Raw genomic sequence first — 17,148 nt, forward strand, 5'->3', positions numbered from 1 at the left:
TAATATCCTACTGTTTCAACTACCCACCCACATGAGAAAATTGACTACAACCCTTACAGCGATTTTTATGCTGTCTTTTGTCGCAGTGGCGCAATCTTCCGACCCGCGCAGCCATCTTGATGATCTAAAGACACGCTCGGTAGACAGCTTATTCAGGAATTACAATACCGATAATACATCCGGGATAAGCGTCATGGTTATAAAAGACGGGAGGATCATTTACAACCGTTCATTCGGTCTGGCGGATATTGAAAACAAGGTTCCGGCCACTTCTCAAACCAATTACCGGATAGCCTCCGTGACCAAGCAGTTCACCGCTATGGCCATTATGATGCTGAAAGAGGACAAAAAGCTCTCGTTGAACGACCACCTGAGAAAATTCTTCCCCTACCTGCCGGCCTATACGGATGAGATAACGATCCGGAATATGCTGAACCATACGGCGGGACTGCCGGGCTATGGGGATCTCGTTGCCAAAGGCACGACGCAACCGCTGACCGATACCGATGTGCTGGGGTTAATCAGGAAAACAGATACCCCGGCTTTTAAGCCCGGATCAAGGTTTTCATACAGCAATACCGCATACGTACTGTTGGGACTGGTGGTGGAAAAGGTTTCCGGCATGCCGTTCAAAGACTTCCTCAGACAACGGATCTTCACTCCGCTGAAGATGACGCAAACCACGGTGAACAGCATGACCGGCAGTATCCCTGACCGGGCTTACGGATATAATTTACGGGATGGCGGGTTAAAAAAGGAAGACCAGAGCTTATATAGTTATCTGCTGGGCGATGGCGGCATCTACTCCTCCGTAGATGATTTTTATAAGTGGGACCAGGCGCTTTATACCCCAAAATTGGTCAAACCTGCAACGTTAAAGGAGATTTTTACAGAAAGCTCGAAAGAAACTCCTACATCCGCTTATGGATACGGCTGGTATATTGATGAGAAGTTCGGGGAAAAAAGGGTCTCGCATAGCGGCGGCACCACCGGCTTTTCTTCTTATTATGTGCGGTATCCCGATATACGGTTTTCCGTTATTGTATTTGCCAACCAGGACGAAGGGGTAACCCTGGGACCTGTTGTGGACGCCATCGAAGATATTTATCTGAAAGAGCGGCTCAGCGGTTCTGCAACGAATTGAGGGTCTGCGCTCCGATCAGCTCATCCGCGCGGCCGCCGAGGGGGCGGAAATAGACCAGGATCGTATAGTCGTTCTCGGTTTCCCACCAATTGCCTTCCGTATTGGTGGTATTGAGCTTGCCGGAAGCCTGATCTACGGTACCGTATACATAATTATAATACCCCTGCTTCAGCAGCAGCGTACCTTCATAGGCATGACGGGCGGCATTATACGTCAGCTTATTGCTTTCATTGCATTCGTAGTTCGTCAGCTCCCCGAAGATATAGAGATCGCTCCCCGCATAGGGGGTTTCTGCGGGAAAGGTAAAATGCACCGTAGCATAGTCCCCTTCATAATCAGGATTATAGCCGGTTTCGAGCATCGAAGGATAATAATGTCCGTTGATATCCTTCAGGTAAAGATACCGGATAGTCACCCGCTGCGGGTCCGGCAACGCATATACGTCGGTGGATCTTTTCCCGTAATCGATATGGTCCACCCGCTCGGTCTGCAGGCGGAAGCTTTGCAGGTCTATCCAGCGCCATTCTTTCGTACCCGGGAATACACAGTCGTTTTCCGCATTGTATTCCAGCACATCGCCTTTCAAAAAGGTGGGCCGGATACCGGTGATGGCATTGTCCCAGCGGTAATTCTGCAAGATGCAGACCTTTACCTGCGAAAGCGCGTTGGACACCTGAACGCCCTTCAGGCTTACCGAAAAGTTTACTTTCTGATGCGAACGGAACAGCTTGGGGTTGATCGGTTGCTCGATCCGGCCCTGTATGACGGCCTTGTTGTTCACCACAAGCAGCCGGCGGGTAAAGGCCAGCTGCGAAGTGTCGTTATCCAGGTAAACCTTCAGCAGATAATTGCCGGGGCGGGTAATCGTAAAATCACCGTTGGGCAGCTCCGCTCTGTAATGGGTATAGCGCTGTAAGGCCACAGAAGAGTAATGGTAATCGACAATGCGGTTTTCGGTAAATCCCCTCAGGTAGTCGAAGGGTGTGAGATTGGCCGGCGTCCAGTCCGCATTGCACAGCACCAGGGTATAGTAATAATTTTTTACATCCGCATCCAGATCGTCAAAGGATAGTTCTACCTTGCTGCCCTGGTCCAGGGCGATCAGCGGATAGGCAAGCGGCGTACCCTGCGGTGTGAGCTTGACCGTCCGGATGTTTTCCCGGTAAACATGATCCGGCGTGATGGCGGTGACCTGCGCGCATAACATCAGGGGAAACAAGCCACAACCGAACAAAGCAAATAAACGAAGCATAGGCGACGAAGATACGACCGGATGAAGTTACTAACAATTTCCCGGTTTAACGGTATACATAACCGTATCATAACCGTACAGTAACTGTATCATAAGCGAACAGTTTTTACAAAAGGATATTATTTAATTATCTGAAAAATATCCTTTTAATAAACAGGCATCGTTTGTGAAGCATAAGCAAGAGGAAAACATAAATATCCGTGCTCAGCAATTACTTCAAGACCGCCTGGCGACACCTGCTCAAGGGAAAAGCTTACACACTGATCAATATCACAGGTCTGGCAACGGGTATGGCCATTGCCCTGCTGATCGGGCTATGGATCGCAGACGAGATCAGTTTTGACCACTACTTTGCCCGTCATGAACGGATCGTACAGGGCATGGTCGTACAGGCCGTTAGTGAAGGAGCCAATGTAAATGATTTTGTCGCTATGCCCATGGGGCAGGCGTTCCGCGACCGGTACGGCGATCTCTTTAAAAGGGTTGCACTATCCTCCGGACGGGACAACTGCGTGATCGCCGCCGGCGAAAAAAAGCTGCCGGCCACCGCCCTCTGGGCCCAGCAGGAGCTTCCCGAAATGTTTACCTTCAAAATGGAGAAGGGTACGATCTCCTCCATGGCAGATCCTTCCACCGCACTGATCTCGGCATCGCTGGCAGAAGCTCTCTTCGGGCAGGCCGATCCCATCAACAAAACATTCCGGCTCAACAACAAGAACGACCTGAAGATCGGCGGCGTCTACGAAGACCTGCCCTCCAACACCACTTTTGCTGACGTCCGGATGATCCTGCCCTGGGACAACGGGGAGAATCGCTATCTTAACGGCAATACCGACTGGAATGACCATAACGGACTGCTGTATGCGGAGCTGGCGGATAATGTCAGCGCCGCCCAGGCCAACGCCCGTATCAGAAAACTTCCGACGCCCCATATCAAGGGCTGGCGGGAGGAGGCCATGGTCTATCCGCTGGACAAGACCCATCTTTACGATCAATTCAGCAACGGCAGGCCGGCCGGCGGCCGTATCCTTTTCGTATGGCTTTTCGGGATCATCGGCAGCTTTGTGCTGCTGCTGGCCTGCATCAACTTCATGAACCTCGCTACGGCACGCAGCGAGAAAAGGGCCAAAGAAGTGGGCATCCGGAAAACCATCGGGTCCGCACGGTCCGGGCTGATCGGGCAGTTTCTCGGAGAATCCGTGCTGCTGTCCGGGCTGGCTTCCGGGCTGGCCCTCCTCCTTACGGTGACCTCCCTTCCTTTTTTCAATACCCTCGCTGCCAAGCAGATAACCATTCCCTGGGACAAGGCCTTGTTCTGGGTCACGGCTACAGGCTTTATCCTGTTGACAGGACTGCTTTCGGGCAGCTATCCCGCCTTCTATCTCTCCGGGTTTAAGCCGGTCAGCGTCCTCAAAGGGCCGATACGTGCGGGCCGTTCCGCTTCGCGCTTCAGACAGGTGCTGGTGGTCCTCCAGTTCAGCATCTCCCTGGTCCTTATCATCGGCACCCTCATCGTATACCGGCAAATCGGCTACACCAAAGACCGGCCGGTGGGTTATAACCGCGAAGGATTGCTGAGCGTGAACATCAACACACCCCAACTCTACGATCATTATGACGCCCTGCGCCGGGATCTTTTACAAAGCGGTATGGTACAGGATGTGGCGGCGTCTTCCATGAAGCTGACCAGCTTCATGAGCAATAACGAACTGTACTGGAGGAGAAAGCGTCCCGACCAGGAATCTGTTTTTTTCCGTAATGTCAACGTCACAAGGGATTTCGGGACCACAGTAGGCTGGAAAGTAATTCACGGCCGTGATTTCAGCCGCGAATACGCTACGGACTCTTCCGCCATGATCCTCAACGAGGCGGCTGCCAGGGTAATCGGGATCAAAGACCCTATAGGGGAAACCATGCGGTTCGGAAGAAGGAATTACACCGTGATCGGCGTTGTTAACGATATGGTCACCAACTCCCCGTACGACAGCATCGAACCGGCCATCTTCCTGGGCGACGGCTATGTGTCGGAGATACTCCTGCGCATCAGGCCGGGTAGCCCTGTACATACCGCCCTGGATGCCATTGCTGCTGTCTTTAAGAAATACGATCCGGGCAGCCCTTTCCTCTACCGGTTCACGGACGACGAATACGCCCGCAAGTTCGAAGCGGAACAACGTATCGGCGATCTCGCTTCCTTATTCACGGGACTGGCCATCTTCATATCCTGCCTGGGACTGTTCGGGCTGGCTTCCTTCGTGGCCGAACAGCGCACCAAGGAGATCGGTGTACGCAAGGTCCTGGGCGCGGGTATACACAGTATCTGGATGCTGCTGTCCAAAGAATTCATCCGCCTGGTCTCCCTGTCCCTGGTCATTGCCATACCCTTATCCTACTGGATCATGGACCGATGGTTGCAGCAGTACACTTACAGATCCGGTATGCCCTGGTGGATCTTTATCTCGGCCGGCGCGGGCATACTCCTCATTACCCTGCTTACCGTGAGCTACCAATCGCTGAAGGCAGCGCTGCAGAACCCGGTCAAAAGCCTGAGAACGGAATAAATAATTTGATGATGTGCTGATTTGATGATGTGCTGATTACTTCATCATCAAAGACGAAGCCTTCACTGAGACAAATAAAAAACCAGTGAGCACGAAGTAAATCATCAAATTTCCAAATCATCAAATCAAACTATCCCCTCCTTTGCCCATCTGGACAAAATCATGTAGGTTTGGACCTGATCCGAAAAAAAGCCCCTTGTCGTTACCTGCCTTTATCGCCAGACGGATTGCCTTCAACCGGGAACGTACCTTCTCGCGGTTTATCATCCGCATTGCCGTAGCCGCTACCGCCCTCAGCGTGGCGGTGATGATTCTGGCTACCGCGCTGGTCAATGGCTTCCGGGAAGTGGTGAGCCAGAAGATATTCAGCTTCTGGGGGCATATCCATATCACCGAGTTCCAGCCCAATGCCGGACCGCTGACCGAGGAGCTGCCCTTCCTGGCCAACGACACGCTCGAAAACGCCATCCATGCCCTTCCCGGCGTACAGAGCCTGGACATCTACGCCACCAAACCGGCTATCCTCCAGGCGGCCGATGCCAGCGAAGGAGTGATCTTTAAAGGAGTAGACCGCCGCTATCACTGGAAGTACCTGCAGCAATACCTCATCCGGGGCAGGCTTCCGCAATTCCCGGACAGCGGATACTCGCAGGAGATCGTAATTTCCGAATATCTCGCCCGTAAGCTCCGGCTCCGGGTCAACGGCCGTCCGCTCGTATTTTTTATTCAGAAAGCAGGGGAAATGCCCCGGGCAAGACGCCTGACGGTGACCGGCATCTATAAAACCAGCATTGAGGAATATGACAAAACCTATATCATCGGCGACATCGACCTCATACGCCGGCTCAACGACTGGCAGCCTAATCAGGTAGGCGGCTACGAGATCATGCTGAACGACTATCACCGCATGGATACCGTCAGCAACCTGATCTACGACCACATATTGCCGGACAAGCTAACGTCGCTCACCATACGACAGCTTTATCCCAACATATTTGACTGGCTGGGATTGCAGGATATGAACGAGGTCATCATTATCGTGATCATGACCATTGTCGCCATCATCAATATGATTACCGCCATCCTGATCCTGATCCTTGAGCGGACCAATATGGTGGGCGTGCTCAAAGCCCTGGGCATGCGTACGGCTTCGCTGCAGAAGATATTTCTTTTCCAGTCCGCCTACATCCTGTCGGTGGGATTGCTGATCGGAAATATCGCAGGACTGGGGCTGGCCATCCTGGAAAAGCAAACCGGCTTCTTCAAGCTGCCGGAAGAAACGTATTACATGCCCGTAGCGCCCATCCTCATCAAGCCCTGGCAGGTGATCCTGATCGATGCCGGCACGCTGCTGATCTGCGTGCTGGTGCTGGTGATCCCTTCCCTGCTTATCCGCAAGGTGCAGCCGGTAAAAGCGATCACCTTCAAGTAGCCCGCCGCCCTTACCGGAAATCAAACCATAACACGCCTTCACCGGGAGCATTCAGCTCGGTATTCGGCTGGCTCTGCGGCCCCATATCCGCCGCCTCGTGAAATTTTGTGCCGATGGCCTGTATGGCATGCATAAAGCCCAGGTTGCCTTCCGGGTAAGACACCGTAGTATGACGGTTACCCGCTCCCTGCGGATCGGGGGTGTGCAGCATCTGGAGAAAAAGGTTGCGGTTTTCCGTAAATACCGTAAAAGGCCACTCCCTGGTTTTTATATTGACCCAGTACAGCTCGCTGTGATTCCCCTTAAACTCCGGATATTGCCAGCTCTCGCCGGTCACCGCCGGGTTGTATGCCTTATCCCAGACCCCGAATTGCAATCCCTTCAGCCGGTTTTTCCATACATGATAGGGTCCCCGTCCCAGCCACCGCATGCCGGCGATCTTCCCTTCCGGGTAATCAAAAGTGATCCCCATAAAATCCGCCTCTCCTTTCTGGCTGAAGGAGTAAGATAATTTCGCCGGCATGCCCGGCGCAAAGGTCCATTCCGTTTTTAACCAGCTGTCTTTACCGCGGTAAGCGGCAGCCACCACCACGTTCTTTCCTTCGGTCCGGTAGTCCAGCTTTTGCAACGGCAGATCGCGGCCTGCCAGCGCGGGCCCTCCGGACAGGGAAAGCAGCGAATCGTTCCGCAGCACCTTTTCGAGATAACCGCTTTTCCTGCTAAAAAATATCCTCACTTGCCCGTCTTCCACGATCAGCTCATCCGCGTTGGGTATCATACGCACGGGAGACGGCGCCGAAGGCTTTGTCGCTTCCCGCATGACGTCCGCGGGACTGTGCAGCGGCCAGCTCCAGGTAAATATCTCCCGGTGATGCGGATCCAGGGCCGTGAGGTACAGGGCGTCGCTTGAGGCCCAGGATGCCGGAAGTCCGAGGTCCAGCCACTTCTTTTCCCCGGGCGCTGCCGAAGCGGTTGTAACGGCGCCCTCTGCATCCGTATGTGGTGTCACACCCCGGTCGGAAGGACCGCCAAAGCTCACCAGCTTCCAGCGGAAGCTGCACTGGTCCAGGTTGGTAAAGGTGTAACGGTTCTCTACGGGCAGCCTGCCGTCGAAGCCCGGCCCGATATAAGGCTGGTCGATATGTACCGGCGACCAGATCTCCTTAATGGTATAATAGCTGCCTTCCTTTTCGCGGTGCGGACCCAGGATGCCGTCGGGCGCATTGTTGCCATGGGTGTCTATGCTGTCGTTTTTATCCCGCCGCACGATGCCCTCGTCGGCAAATACCCAGATAAAACCGCCGGCCGAGCGCGGACTGCGCCGGATGAGGTTCCAGTAATCCTCCAGCCCCGCTCCTGCGCCGCCGTCATACAGGCCGTGCATGAATTCGGTTGGAAAATAGACTTCGTTGCTGTACAGGGCAAGGTTCTGCAGGTAATCATAAGTCGGGTAATGTTTGGTATTGGTACCGTTGAACTTTTCCCAGGGATGTATCACCAGGCGATGCTGGGGATCGTACCGGTCAAAATCCCCGTCGAGATGGCGGTTAAAGCCGCCTTCATTACCGTTGTCCCAGATAACGATGCCGGGATGGTTGACATCGCGGATCACCATTTCCCGCACCAGCCGGTGTCCCGTACTGTCGTCATAGTTGTGCTGCCAGCCGGTCAGCTCATCGAGCACCATGAGCCCCATGGAGTCGCAGGCGTCGAGAAAATGCACGTCGGGCGGGTAATGGGACATCCTGACGGCGTTCATGTTCATCTCCTTCATAAGGGCAACATCTTTGATGCTGATCGCCTTGCTGGTGGTCCTCCCGCTTTCCGGCCAGAAGCTGTGGTGATCCACACCTTTGAACCATACTCTTTTTCCGTTGAGATAAAAACCGTCGTGCGGACGCAGCTCGGCGGTACGGAAACCAAACTGCGTGGCGACGGTATGCACCACCCGGCCCTGCGCATCCTTCAGGTTGACCTTCACCCGGTACAGGTTCGGAAATTCAGGACTCCACAAATGAACGCCGGCATACTGCCGCTGCAGCGTAGCGCTGTCTGCAGCAAGGGAAGTCGAGACGGGAGCCAGCCGCCGGCCGCCGCCTGCTTCGGCAGGACTCGCTTCCAGCGTATAGCCTTTACCGGTATTGGCGGTAAATACCCGGATGCTCAGTTTTCCTGCCGCGGTGGCATCGACGGCCAGCCGCTCGATATGCGCCTGGGGCAGCACCTCCAGGTAAACGGGCCGGAAGATCCCGCCGAAGATCCAGAAGTCGCCCTGCCGCTCGGCCCTGTTGATGCTGGCATTGGCGGACTTCTTGCTTATCGTCACCTCCAGCAGGTTGTCGGCGCCAAGCTTCAAAAGGGGAGTGATATCATATTTGAACCGGTAAAAAGCGCCCTGGTGTATCGGCCCGGCCTGCCGGCCGTTAATCATCACCCTGGTATCCGTCATGGATCCTTCAAAGACGATATTGACCTGCTTACCCGCCCAGGATCTGTCTGCGCGGAAATGATACCGGTAAATGCCCTGCTCGCCGGCTTGCTGCTCCGCTTTTTCCCGCCCGTAGTTATAGGTGCCGAAGCCTTGCAGCTCCCAGCAGGAAGGTACCGGTATGGTGGTCCACTTGCCGCTGTTCCGCCCCGCGGTACAATAGAAATCCCAGCTTACCGTGTGATCCTTGTCGGTGCCGGACAGGTATTTCAGGATGGTCTCCTGGGAGAAGGCTGAAGCCGCATACAGGGACAGCAACATCCACAGGAGAAAAAATTTTCTGGAAGAAAGCATGGAGCCTATTTTATGTCAGTCGTCAGTTATCATTGTCCTGCAGCATCCGGCTGCAGAGAATGCCGGCGGCCACGGCGGCATTCAACGATTCGGCCTGGCCCAGCCGGGGAATGGTCACCTGGCAGGTTGCCCGCCGGACAAGTTTTTCGCTTAAGCCCCGGGACTCGTTACCGATCAGCAGCATCCCTTCGCGGATGGCGCCGCCGGACCAGGGTTGCCCCTGCAGGGTGGCGGCATATACCGGCAGGGCGGGGTACTGCTCCAGCAGCGCGCTGATATCGGTCTCGGTAACCCTTACCCGGGCTATGCTTCCCATGGTGGCCTGGATGGTTTTGGGGTTGTACACATCGGCGCAGCCGGGCGAGCAGAATACCTGCGCTATCCCGAACCAGTCGGCGATCCGGATGATCGTGCCGAGGTTGCCCGGGTCCCGGATTTCCTCCAGACCGAGGGAACGCTTCCCGGAGGGGTCTGTCCCGCCGGGCAGGGGAATGTCGCACACCGCCAGCACCTGCCGCGAGCTTTCGAGCGCCGTCAGCCGCGCCAGCTCTTCGGGCGTCACCGGTATGATGCCGGCCGGCAAGGCAGCACGCAGCTGCTCCGGGATGCCGGAAAGCCAGGATTCCACCGCATACAGCTCCTGTATCTTTACGCCCCCGGAGGCCCCCAGCAGCTCCTCCACCACCTTGGCTCCCTCCGCGATAAACCGGCCGAATTTTTGACGGTATTTTTTATGCTGTAATGCATGAATATATTTAACTTGCGCCTTTGAAACCATGAGATCAAACCTACACGAAATCAACAATATGAGCAAATCCCCCGTTTCCGTGTTAGGGTATACCTGAACGGATATCCGCGAAACGGGTTTGCGAAAAGCCACCAAGCCTTTGCTTAAACCTGTGTCAAAATACCAGCCGCATACCGTACCCTGTCGTTCGATTTTGTTTGTTGTGGCGTTGGCGGCTTTGCTAAGCGCTTCCTGTTCCAATACCCGCTATCTGAACAAGGGGCAGTCCTTGCTGGTCGCCAACAAGGTGAATCTGCAGGGCGAGCTCAACAGCACCGAAAAAGAAGATATCCGGAACAGCCTCAACTCACCTTCCGTACTGCTGCAGACCCCCAACCGGAAATTCCTGAAGATGCGGGTGCCGCTCTGGCTCTATAACCAGAAATACAAGGAAAAAAAATCCAGCTGGTTCTGGAACTGGTTGCTGACGGAGAAGAACGTGGAAGCGCCGGTGATCTATGATTCGCTGAAAACGCAGCGCTCCGCCGAGAACATGGTGAACTTCCTGAACAACCAGGGTTATTTCTATGCCTCGGTACAGTATACCCCCCGGGTCAAGCGTCGGAAAACCAGCATCACCTATAATGTCAATACCGGAAAAAGCTTTATCATCGACACCATCGGGTACGACATTGCCGATACCGCCATCGCCAACATCGTAGGAGCCGGTAAAGCAGCGTCCCTGCTAAAAACCGGCATGCCCTTTAAGGTGGAAACCTTTTCGGAGGAACAGGACCGCATTACGGACCTCATCCGGAACGCCGGGTATTTCCGGTTCGGAAGCGACTATGTCAAGTTTGTCGTGGATACCTTTAACCGCGACGTCTTTCATAACCTGCTCAACCCCTTCGAAAACATAGAGCAGGTGTACAAGAGCGCCAGCCAGGAACGGAAGCCGACCCTCAATGTGACCGTGCGTATCGAAAATCCGGAAGACTCTACCGGGAACGATGCGTTCCGCCGCTTTTCCATCAACCATATCTATATTTATCCGGATTATTCCTTCAGCGGCTCCCCCACCGACTCTACCCTGCAGCAGATCAACCGGCGCAACCTTACCTTTCTCTATCATAAGCCCATTGTGAGGCCGCGGGTGCTTTACCGCTCCGTTTATTTCCATCACGGGGAGCTGTACTCCCAGGACAAATACAACTATACGGTCAACAAGCTCAACGAGCTGGGGGTATGGCGCTTTGTTACCGTGGATATGGATACCGTGCCGGGCCATCCGGACCTGCTGGACAGCCGCATCTTCCTGATACCGGGAAAGAAACAGGAGGCCGGCGTGGAGCTGGAAGCTACCAACAGTACCGACTATATCGTGGGCGGGGCGTTGAACCTGACCTACCGCAACAAAAACATCAACCGCTCGGCCAATCTGCTTTCCGCCAGCCTGAAGGGGGGCATAGAGCTCAACTCCCGTCAGAACCGGAATCTCTTTATCCAGGCCCGGGAGTTCAGCGGTCAGGCCAACATATCCTTTCCGCGCTTTATCACCCCCTGGCGGATACGGGACGTCGGCCGTTTTTCCAACGCCCGCACCAACCTGGCCCTGGGGTTCAACTATCTGGACCGGCTGCGCTTTTTTACGCTGAGCAGCTTCAGTGGCTCCTTTGGCTACGACTGGGACGAGACCGCCTATAAAAAATGGATACTAAAGCCTTTCTCTTTTGAATATACCCGCCTTTTCCATGTCACGGACTCCTTCGAAAATCAGCTGAACCTGAATCCTTTCCTGCGAAACAGTCTCCAGTCCACCTTTATCGGCGGCGTCGGAGCCTCCTTTATCTTCAATACGCAGGACCCGCTGCATCCGCAGCGCAGCTTCAACTATGTACGGGTGAACCTCGACGAATCGGGGCTGCTGCTCAAAGGCATCGACGCCACGCTGAAAGGGATCAGCGGCAACCGTACCGATTTCAGGAAGCTGACCTCCGTGGGTATTTCGCAGTATGTAAAGCTGGATGCCGACTATAAACATTATTTCAACCGGCAGCACAGCTCCTTCGTGGCCCGCATATACGGCGGTATCGGCATTCCTTACGGCGGCTCGGACGTCATGCCCTATATCAAACAGTTCACCGCCGGCGGCCCCAACAGCATGCGCGCCTGGCGGTTGCGTACCTTAGGCCCCGGCTCTTACCTGGATCCCAACCTGAACAACCCCAATGTATTTATCGACCAGACGGGTGAGCTGAAGCTGGAGGGCAACCTGGAATACCGCTTCGATATTTTTAAGCTTTTCGGCGGCTTTATGATGCTGAAAGGAGCGCTCTTTACCGATATGGGCAATATCTGGAACCTGAACCCCAATCCCTACAAGCCCGGGGCGGAAATAAGGCTGAACCGCTTTTACCAGGACATTGCCGTGGGGTCCGGAATAGGCCTGCGGCTGGATTTCTCCTATGCCGTGATCCGGCTGGACTTCGCCACGCCGCTGAAGGTTCCTTATGAGCCGCGCAACTATGGCTGGATCGTAGACCAGCTGGCGCCGTTCGACAAGGAGTGGCGTAAGCGGAATATTATTGTCAACTTCGCGGTAGGTTATCCGTTCTGAATGTTTCCTCCTCCTGCAGCCGCCGCGCAAATTCATCCGGCGTAACCGCCTCTTCTACGCTGAAGTCCCCGATATGCGTTCTGCGCAGCGCGCTGAGATGAGCGCCGCAACCCAGCGCCTGTCCGAAGTCATGCGCCAGTGAACGGATATAGGTGCCGGTGCTGCAGACGACCCGGAAGTCCACCTCCGGAAGCGCTATGCGGGTAAGCTCAAAAACGGTGATCTCCACCGGGCGGGGCTCCAGCTCCACGGCAATGCCTTTGCGGGCCAGCCGGTACACCGGGGTACCGTTCTTTTTTATCGCAGCATGCGCAGGGGGCATCTGCAGCTGTTTCCCGAGAAAGGGGACTGTGGCCTGCCGCAGCTGTTCCGGCGTCAGCAGGCTATGGTCGCCCGCATAAACCGGTTCGGATTCCAGGTCGTAGGTGAGGGTGGTGGCGCCGAGGGTAAAGGTGCCCGTATAGGTTTTTTCCCTGGCCTGGTATTCCGATATCTTGCGGGTCATGCGGCCGGTACAGACGATCAGCAGACCGGTGGCCAGGGGATCCAGGGTGCCGGCATGACCGGTCTTGGCCCCGGTAAGACGGCGTATCTTGCGGACCACATCGAAGGAGGTCCATTTCAGCGGCTTATCGATGAGGATCATCTGCCCTTCCTCGTAGCGGTTCATGGGATGCTGCATGCCTCAAAGATAAGACAAGTCCGGCGGGAGCGGTTTCCTGTTATCAGGGGATTTATGTTTCTTTGCTTTATGAGTCTGGCGCAACACAAAGATGACCGGCTGCGGTTTGAGCAGCAGCTGACCAATTCCCGGAACGATGTTATCCCTTTTATCGAAGCCCACTTTCCACTCCGGCCCGGGATGCAGGTTATGGAGATCGGCTGCGGAGAGGGCGGCGTGCTTCAACCCTTTCTCGAAAAGGGCTGCCACTGTGTAGGGGTGGACCTGGTGCCGGCGCGCATAGCGCTGGCGAGAAGCTTTCTGGGGGATTATGAAAAAGAAGGCCGGCTCCGGCTGATTGCACAGAATATTTACGACGTGGATTTTCACGGCGCTTTTCAGCATGCCTTTGACCTGATCCTTCTCAAGGACGCCATCGAGCATATTCCCGACCAGGAAAGACTGATCGGCTATCTGAAAACGCTGCTCAAACCCGGGGGGCAGGTATTTTTCGGATTCCCCCCCTGGTATATGCCGCATGGCGGACACCAGCAGATCTGCCAGAACCGGCTGCTGAGCATGCTGCCCTATATCCATCTGCTTCCCGGCCGGCTGTACCCCGCCCTGCTGAAGACATTCGGAGAGAAGCCGGACACCATCCATGAGCTCCTGGATGTGAAGTCCACCGGCATCTCGATAGAGCGGTTTGAACGGATCGTAAAGAAGCAGGGATTCCGGGTAAGTTCCCGTTGCCATTTCCTGATCAACCCCATTTACCGGTATAAGTTCGGGCTGAAGCCGAGGCGCCAGGCGGCTTTTATTACCGCCCTGCCCTGGCTGCGCGATTTCCTGACCACCTGCGTGTACTACCTGATTACCCCTGCCGAATAATTCTTTTTGGAAAATTAAAATATGCTGTATATTGGGTTGCTAAATCGTTATTTCAAAACGCATCATCCAAACTCAGTATCCGCTCACGGCAAAATTCCTCTTTATGACAAGACGGTTACGTGCTCTCCATTTCCAGCTCGCGACACTGACGGTACTCACCGTTGTCTCCTGTAAAAAACAGGACAGCTTCCACGACGAAACGCTTCCCAACGTTGCCGCCGCTTTCAGCACTACAAACGGCAGGATCAACGTGCCTTCGGGAAATAACTTCAGCAAGGATCCCGACAAGGTCACCATTCCCGTTAAAATCGGGCTCTCCGGCAGCGCCCCGAAAATATTTTCGGTAGATGTGGCCGTTGACGAGGACACCGCCAACCAGCTGGTGGAAAGCAAGGTGCTGCAGAATGCCGTGGTGCTGCCCAGCCAGTACTATTCGCTGCCGCAAACCGTAAATCTGCGTTTCGGTTCGGATACGGCATCGTTTGACGTGAAGGTCAGCCAGGGCGCTATAGAGAATTATTATGGTAAGGATCTGATACTGGCCCTCCGGCTCACCGCGCCCACCAAGGGCAATACCCTGGATGCCCAGAAAAGTACGGCGATCATGGTCCTCCATACCACCGGCATTTCCCGGCCGGAAGATATCCATTTTGTTTATTTCACCGATGCGGGTCATCAGCTGAAAGTACCTACCCAGCTGAATTATACCATGGACCAGAGCAACCTCATCGTACCGGTTACCCTCTCGCTGGGCGGTACGGCCGGCAGCGCCTTTACCGTGGTGCTGAAGGACGCACCGGATACGGTGCAGACGCTTATCGATGACCATACGCTGACCAATACCGTGCTGCTGGGATCGGGTGATTTTTCCCTGCCCAATCCTGTAAAGTTCGACGCCAATAAAAATACGGCCACCTTTAACCTAAGCGTCAAGCTGGACGCGCTGAAGAACCACATGAACGAGCAGGTAGCGCTCGGCCTCACGCTGGGCAATCCTACCAGCCATCTGCTGGACAGCAGCCGCTCTACCTTTGTGGTGGTGATGGACCCGATACATCTTATCGAAACCGACATTACCAATCAGGGCACCTATACCGTACAGTTCGAGAATACCACCAATGCCAACGAAAGCTCGCCCAAGCTGGTAGACAACGATATCAATACCAAGTTCCTGCTGTTTGACTTCACCTCGGCATGGATGCAGTTGCAGTTTGCCACACCGCAAACCACGGGAGTATACACCATGACCTCAGGCAATGATTCCCCCGGCCGCGATCCGAAAGACTGGCAGCTGCTCGGCTCAAACGACGGCTTGCACTGGACGGTGATCGACGACCAGAAAGGCCAGACCTTCTCGGACCGAAAACAGACCAAGCGGTATATCATCGACAATACCGTGGCGTTCTCCTATTACCGGCTGAATATCCAGAAGAATAACGGGGACGGGCTCTTCCAGCTTTCCGAATGGCGGTTGCTGAAAAGACCCTGAAGCCGGAACCGCACTCCTTAGCGCGGCCGCTGCGCGCGCAGCAATACCGCGCTAAGGAGTATTCCAGATCTCCCAGGAAGCTTCTGCCTGAAGGATCAGCATTTCTTCGCCGTTCTTTACCTGTGCGCCCTGCTCCCGGCCCCTCCGCAGAAAAAGCGTTTCCGCAGGATTATATACCAGGTCGTACAGCAGGTGGCGGGGAGAAAGCAGGTTATAAGGAATATCGGGGCAGGCATTTACCTGGGGGTACATCCCCAGCGGGGTGGTATTAATCAGCAGCGTATACCGTTCCATAGCCGGTTCGTCCAGCGAGGCATAGTCCCTGATCCCGGCGGCGGCGTTACCCTGCCGGCTGACGAGCTCGGCGGCAATGCCCAGACGGGCGAGCACCCAGGCTACGGCCCTGGCCGCCCCGCCGGTACCCAGGATGAGGGCCTGCACATGATGCGGCTCCAGCAAAGGGCGGAGGGAACGTTCAAAACCGATGACGTCTGTATTATAGCCCTTCCGCATACCTTTTTGGAAACGGATGCAGTTTACCGCTCCCACTTCGGAGGCGGCATCCGAGAGCTCGTCCATAAAGGGCATTACCTGTTGCTTATAAGGGATGGTAACGTTCAGTCCTTCCAGGGCGGGATGCTGCTCAAGCAGTGCCGGGAAAAGGCCGATGTTTTCGAGGGGATAATTTTCATAACGGCAGTCCGTATGTCCTTCACGGGCAAATTTTTCTGCGAAGAACTGCCTGGAGAAGGAATGCCCCAGGGGGTAACCGATCAAACCAAACTCTCTCACCGGCTTATTTTTCAAGGAAGAGCTGGAAGGTTTCGCTGCGCAGCCCTACGCGCATGGCTTCCAGCGGAATGGTTTCGTTCGGGGCCACGTTGCCGAGATTCACGTTACAGCCGGCCAGCTGCAGGAAGTAAAACTGCTGGTCTTTGCGGGGCGCTTCCCAGATGATCTTTTCGGCGGGTATCTTGGTAAGTATCTCCTGTACCAATCCCTGGCGCACCTCTCCGGAATCGCGGTAGATGCCGACGGTGCCGCTTTCCCGCGCTTCGGCGATAACATAGCTGGCTCCTGCGGAAAGCTCGGCGCTCATCAGCTCAATCCATTTATAGGGAGGCATGATGTTGGCGGCATCCTTTGAGCCTACCTCGCTGAGCACGGTGGCATGCTGCGCCAGCTTTTCAATATAACCGCATTTTTCGGCGTGCGGGATGATAATGGAACCATCCGATACTTCCACATAGTCGATACCGTAGTCTTTCAGCACAGCAATATAATCATCGAACTGGTTACGGACCAGGAAAGCTTCGAACAGGGTGCCGCCGAAATACACGGGTATATCATGCTCCTGATATACCTGTATCTTCTCCCGCAGGTCGGGGGTTACGAAAGCGGTACCAAAACCCAGCTTCACGATATCCACATGGGGGGCGGCCACGGACAGGAAGTTCCTGGTTTCCTGGATGCTGAGTCCCTTGTCCATCACCATGGTCAATCCATGCGTACGCGGCTTTCCCGTTCTTTCCGGAATCTGGGTCAACTTAAAGTTCATGTCGTTGCTTTTCAGATTTAAAATGGTCAATCGC

12 protein-coding genes are annotated in these 17,148 nt (G+C 54.8%); 6 read left to right on the forward strand and 6 right to left on the reverse strand.

The window, feature by feature from the left end; genetic code table 11:
- Window positions 1–31 precede the first annotated feature (31 nt).
- Window positions 32–1,144 carry a serine hydrolase domain-containing protein gene (locus ABD851_RS11615; RefSeq protein ID WP_344979398.1) on the forward strand — a complete coding sequence of 371 codons (1,113 nt, stop codon included), beginning with the start codon at window positions 32–34 and terminating at the stop codon, window positions 1,142–1,144.
- Here ABD851_RS11615 and ABD851_RS11620 read toward each other — a convergent pair.
- Window positions 1,122–2,396, reverse strand: coding sequence for a type IX secretion system plug protein (locus ABD851_RS11620; protein ID WP_344979400.1), 1,275 nt, complete (start codon window positions 2,394–2,396; stop codon window positions 1,122–1,124). The two genes, ABD851_RS11615 and ABD851_RS11620, sit on opposite strands and share 23 nt — an antisense overlap.
- Window positions 2,397–2,596: 200 nt before the next feature.
- Here ABD851_RS11620 and ABD851_RS11625 point away from each other — a divergent pair, with 200 nt between their 5' ends.
- On the forward strand, window positions 2,597–4,957 hold the full coding sequence (locus tag ABD851_RS11625) for an ABC transporter permease (protein WP_344979402.1): 2,361 nt from the start codon (window positions 2,597–2,599) through the stop codon (window positions 4,955–4,957).
- Window positions 4,958–5,153: 196 nt separating this feature from the next.
- Complete coding sequence (locus tag ABD851_RS11630; RefSeq protein WP_344979404.1) at window positions 5,154–6,389, forward strand: FtsX-like permease family protein; 1,236 nt, start codon at window positions 5,154–5,156, stop codon at window positions 6,387–6,389.
- Between the two features lie 10 nt (window positions 6,390–6,399).
- Here the strand turns inward: ABD851_RS11630 and ABD851_RS11635 are convergent, their stop codons facing one another.
- Both ABD851_RS11635 and ABD851_RS11640 read right to left on the reverse strand, forming a co-directional pair.
- On the reverse strand, window positions 6,400–9,171 hold the full coding sequence (locus ABD851_RS11635) for a glycoside hydrolase family 2 protein (RefSeq protein WP_344979405.1): 2,772 nt from the start codon (window positions 9,169–9,171) through the stop codon (window positions 6,400–6,402).
- Window positions 9,172–9,193: 22 nt separating this feature from the next.
- Window positions 9,194–9,949 (reverse strand): TrmH family RNA methyltransferase, encoded by a 756-nt coding sequence (locus ABD851_RS11640; protein WP_344979407.1) that lies wholly within the window; start codon window positions 9,947–9,949, stop codon window positions 9,194–9,196.
- Window positions 9,950–10,070: 121 nt separating this feature from the next.
- On the opposite strand from ABD851_RS11640, the gene tamL reads away from it, so the two are divergent.
- A complete protein-coding gene (gene tamL / locus ABD851_RS11645) occupies window positions 10,071–12,515 on the forward strand; it encodes a translocation and assembly module lipoprotein TamL (RefSeq protein ID WP_344979409.1) in 2,445 nt (814 codons plus the stop codon).
- Here tamL and truB read toward each other — a convergent pair.
- On the reverse strand, window positions 12,487–13,197 hold the full coding sequence (gene truB, locus ABD851_RS11650; protein ID WP_344979411.1) for a tRNA pseudouridine(55) synthase TruB: 711 nt from the start codon (window positions 13,195–13,197) through the stop codon (window positions 12,487–12,489). The two genes, tamL and truB, sit on opposite strands and share 29 nt — an antisense overlap.
- Window positions 13,198–13,266: 69 nt before the next feature.
- Between truB and ABD851_RS11655 the strand changes: the two genes are divergently transcribed.
- A complete protein-coding gene (locus ABD851_RS11655; RefSeq protein ID WP_344979413.1) occupies window positions 13,267–14,067 on the forward strand; it encodes a class I SAM-dependent methyltransferase in 801 nt (266 codons plus the stop codon).
- A gap of 103 nt (window positions 14,068–14,170) precedes the next feature.
- Entirely contained in the window at window positions 14,171–15,556 is a 1,386-nt protein-coding gene (locus ABD851_RS11660; RefSeq protein ID WP_344979415.1) for a BT_3987 domain-containing protein, read from the forward strand.
- A gap of 51 nt (window positions 15,557–15,607) precedes the next feature.
- Here the strand turns inward: ABD851_RS11660 and ABD851_RS11665 are convergent, their stop codons facing one another.
- Together ABD851_RS11665 and ABD851_RS11670 are read right to left on the reverse strand one after the other, a co-directional pair.
- The gene (locus ABD851_RS11665) at window positions 15,608–16,363 is read right to left on the reverse strand and encodes a shikimate dehydrogenase family protein (RefSeq protein WP_344979417.1); all 756 of its coding nucleotides are present in this window, start codon (window positions 16,361–16,363) and stop codon (window positions 15,608–15,610) included.
- A complete protein-coding gene (locus tag ABD851_RS11670) occupies window positions 16,353–17,114 on the reverse strand; it encodes a phosphosulfolactate synthase (RefSeq protein ID WP_344979420.1) in 762 nt (253 codons plus the stop codon). The genes ABD851_RS11665 and ABD851_RS11670 overlap by 11 nt, the downstream gene beginning before the upstream one ends.
- Window positions 17,115–17,148 lie beyond the last annotated feature (34 nt).

This window comes from Compostibacter hankyongensis (genome assembly GCF_039541075.1).
Classification (GTDB): Bacteria; Bacteroidota; Bacteroidia; order Chitinophagales; family Chitinophagaceae; genus Compostibacter; species Compostibacter hankyongensis.